Source organism: Bacillus sp. B2-WWTP-C-10-Post-4 (genome assembly GCF_009183805.1).
GTDB lineage: Bacteria > Bacillota > Bacilli > Bacillales > Bacillaceae_G > Bacillus_A > Bacillus_A cereus.
In genome coordinates, this window is sequence record NZ_WEII01000236.1 from 1 (window position 1) to 2,264 (window position 2,264).

Consider the following 2,264-nt stretch of genomic DNA (forward strand, 5'->3'; position numbering starts at 1 on the left):
GGCATAATGCCGTTAGTACACAATGCTAAAACGCCTATTATAAAAAAAATGGAAAACACAAAAGGCAATAATGAAGGAAACCCAGGAGGCGGAACGGGAACAGACAACGGAACTGGAGGAAACCCAGGAGGCGGAACGGGGACAGATAACGGAACCGGAGGAAATCCAGGAGGCGAAACGGGAACAGATAACGGTAAAGTTATTGAAAGTACAACGAATCAAGTTATACATCAAAAAACAGAAAAAATAACAGATATTACTTCTAGTGTATTAATAAAAGAAGCAGTAGATACAGTCGAAAGTTATCAAGGTTTAATGAGCCTTTACGAAATGTATTATGGGATTGATTTAAGAACGAAAGATGTAGGTCCTAAGTTAGAAGAGGGAAGTTTAGATGCAATTGCGACGGATCAATCTTTGTACTACGTATTAAATAAACAAAGTTTAATTGATTTAATTTCAAATCTTGTTTCATCAAGTATTACTACAGAAATAAAGCAAGATATGTCAGGTTTAAAACAAAAAATAAACTCTTATCAACAATCTATTACTAGTGCGGATCAAAATTCTATGCTACTAGCGGAGAAATTAAATGGAACGACGCAACAAGCAACTAGTATGAATGAAAATTTAGGAGAGTATTTAAAAGGTTTAGCGAAATGGCGTGAGAATAGCTTAAAGCTAGTTGAAGAGCAGCAAGTATTAACAACAAATCATGCTGGTGAGCAAACAGCTATTTTATCGTTAGATTCTGGTATTAAATCATTAATGATGCAAAGTCAGTCATTGGTCGAAAGTTCGAAGCATAGTTTAGCAACTTCAGACGATGTATATAAAACATTTGATCAAATTAATGGACAAGCAAAAGAAATTCAAGACAGCGGAACGACAATTGTTTCAAAAGCTGATCTATTATTAAATGACTTTACGAAGAAAATGGAAGATGATAAATCATTCTCCAAAAACTTTACGAAAATTTTAGCGAATAGCCGTATTGGAGATCGTCAAAATGAGATGCTATATGACTTTTTAGCTAGTCCAGTTCAAAAGCAAAATGATGGAGTAATTGTAGCAGGAAATGCTTTTACACCATACTTAATTGTATTAACTTGTTTCATTGTTGCATTATTTACAGCATACGCAATTGCGAATCAAGAAAAGAAACGAATGCAATCAGATCATTTTGAAGAGAAATTCTCATTAATTGATATGAATGTACCAACTACAGTAGTAGCTTTCGGTATATCAATTGTGGAAGGGATTAGTATAGGTATCATTTCTGGGCGTCTTTTAAAGTTCGGTCAGGATCAAAGTTTACTATGGATTGCGTTCATCACATTTATTATGATGGCGTTTGTATTGGTCTCAACCTACTTATTACGACAAATAAAAATGGTAGGAATGTTTATACTATTAGTATTTTTAAGCATGTACCTATTTTTAACTGAGGCAGTTGGAAGTAAAGTAGATCAAATGTCGTCTGTCGGAAAGATACGTCAATTCTCACCGCTTCAGTATATAGAAAGTTTTCTAAATGATTTTATTAGTGGTAAAGATACTGGGAAAGTTATTTTTGTCGTATTGTTTGTAATTGCCATTATTGGATTGGTTAGTAATCTATTTGTATGGCATAAGAAATGGGAGGAAAAAGAAGTAAATGATCAAACAATGGAGCATAGTGGCTAAGTTATCATTTCTCTCTATCCTTTTACTGTTTGTCGCGCTACCGATAAGGAGCGCGGCTGACAGTTATCTTGGTGATGATGGGAAGATTAAGTTTAAAGTGGATCGACTTGAAGAAAGCGACCAAGAAAAAAATAAAAAGGAACATAAGGAAACAGAATTAGATAAAGCATCGATTGAGTTATTTAACAAAGATATAGAAGAAGAAATTGAGAAAAAGAAAAAGAAAGAACAAAAAGATATGGAAGCTTTGCGAGATTCTCTTTTTACAAAACCAAAAGAGAATAATAGTGTTAAAGATACGAAAAATAGTTTGTTTAGCAGTGAATACATTGTCAGAAAAAGTGCAGATGAAGTAGCGAGTAATGAAACAATGAATGAAGAGTCAATTAGTATAACAATAATATTATTATTTGGCGGCGGCATTCTACTTATTTGCATCGGTATTTATACGGTTCTTCGTAAAAGTTGGAGGTAAAGCGATGGCAATACAAACACATATCAATGTGACAGTAGATTTTAGTAAATGGAATGGAAATACATATGATTTGCGTATTCCGAATCATCAATCTATTAAATAT

General features: G+C 33.4%; 1 protein-coding gene and 2 pseudogenes. All 3 read left to right on the forward strand.

Translation table 11 applies throughout. From position 1 onward, the window contains the following. Window positions 1-1,686: pseudogene (locus tag GBN78_RS29480) on the forward strand (type VII secretion protein EsaA); the annotation flags it as partial. Then, window positions 1,658-2,161, forward strand: coding sequence for a type VII secretion protein EssA (gene essA / locus GBN78_RS29485; RefSeq protein ID WP_152128022.1), 504 nt, complete (start codon window positions 1,658-1,660; stop codon window positions 2,159-2,161). The pseudogene GBN78_RS29480 and the gene essA, both read left to right, overlap by 29 nt. Window positions 2,162-2,165: 4 nt before the next feature. Beyond that, window positions 2,166-2,264, forward strand: a pseudogene (locus GBN78_RS30825) (EsaB/YukD family protein); the annotation flags it as partial.

Excerpts from the sequence above, each read along its gene's own strand:
- essA (WP_152128022.1), top strand. The coding sequence starts at position 1,658 with ATGATCAAACAATGGAGCATAGTGGCTAAGTTATCATTTCTCTCTATC.